This window comes from Sphingomonas benefaciens, assembly GCF_052907485.1.
On sequence record NZ_JBREIC010000016.1, the window covers coordinates 1 to 1370 of the forward strand.

A 1370-nucleotide genomic window follows, 5' to 3' on the forward strand; every position below is an offset into this window, starting at 1 on the left:
TGCGTTGGGGTGGACGCCCCCTGACGGCATCGATGTGCCAGAGTGGAGGTGTTGAAGCACCACTGCAGGAGGCGTCCATGGAAGAGGTTAGCACAGTCGGCATTGATCTGGCCAAGTCGGTTTTCCAGGTTCACGGTGCTGATGCGAGCGGAGCGGTCGTGTTCCGTAAGAAGCTGCGGCGGGACCAGGTCCTAGCGTTCTTCTCGATGTTACCGCGATGCGTGGTGGCAATGGAGGCATGTGCGAGCGCTCATCATTGGGCTCGCGAGATCGCCGCGTTTGGGCATGACACGAAGCTGATCCCACCGGCGTACGTGAAGCCGTTCGTCAAACGGCAGAAAAACGACATGGCTGATGCGGAGGCGATCTGTGAGGCAGCACAGCGCCCGACGATGCGCTTCGTCCAAGGCAAGAGCGCGGAGGCACAGGCATCGGCGGTGGTGTTCCGGACCCGCGACCTGCTCGTGCGTCAACGTACCCAACTGATCAACGCCCTGCGCGGCCACCTCACCGAGTTCGGTTACACCGTGCGTCAGGGGGTCGGGCACGTCGGCAAGCTGATCGAGATGGTCAGCGACTCCACCTCTGACATCCCGGCTCAAGCGCGACCCGTGCTGGTTGTGATCGCGCAAGGGCTGGAAGCGCTGCAGACGCAGATCGCCCTGCTCGACCGCGAGATCGCGAGCCGTGCTAAAGCTGATCCCGTGGCGAAGCGGCTGATGACGATCCCCGGTGTCGGCCCGGTGATTGCAACGGCGCTGGTGGCGCTGGCACCAGCTGCCAGCACCTTCCGTCGCGGGCGTGACTTCGCGGCTTGGCTCGGCCTCGTACCCCGACAGCACTCCAGCGGCGGCAAGGAGCGCCTCGGGCGGACAACGAAGATGGGCGAGCGTAGCTTGCGCAGGCTTCTGATCATCGGCGCGAGCTCGGTGACGAAGGTTGCGGCGCGCAGTCCTGATAAAGCCGGCGCATGGCTGGCCGGCATGCTAGCTCGCAAGCCACGCATGCTGATCACCGTCGCGCTCGCGAACAAAATGGCGAGGACCGTTTGGGCGCTGATGGCGCACGGCGGATCGTACAGAGCTCTGGCCTTGGCGGTATGACCGCCAAGGCTTGAGGCGTCAGGGACGCAAGGAAGGTCAGTAGAGAGGTATGGCGCAACGGTCAGAAGACGGGGTCGGGAAAACCAGAGAAATGACCAAGCGCCTCGAGCGCGCAGTTGCGGTATGGACCCGATCCGCGATCCCCATACGGGCCAGCAGCCGTGATGATGGCTGCATCAACAGGCCGGACACACGGAAGCACCTGAACCCGCGCGATCAAATCTTCCGAACACCCCCTTGTATCCGACGGGGCGTCCACACACGGTC

At 63.8% G+C, this 1370-nt stretch carries 1 protein-coding gene; it reads left to right on the forward strand.

The features are described 5' to 3' along the window. The first annotated feature begins 77 nt into the window (after positions 1 to 77). The gene (locus ACU5AX_RS20700; RefSeq protein WP_446692404.1) at positions 78 to 1103 is read left to right on the forward strand and encodes an IS110 family RNA-guided transposase; all 1026 of its coding nucleotides are present in this window, start codon (positions 78 to 80) and stop codon (positions 1101 to 1103) included. Positions 1104 to 1370 lie beyond the last annotated feature (267 nt).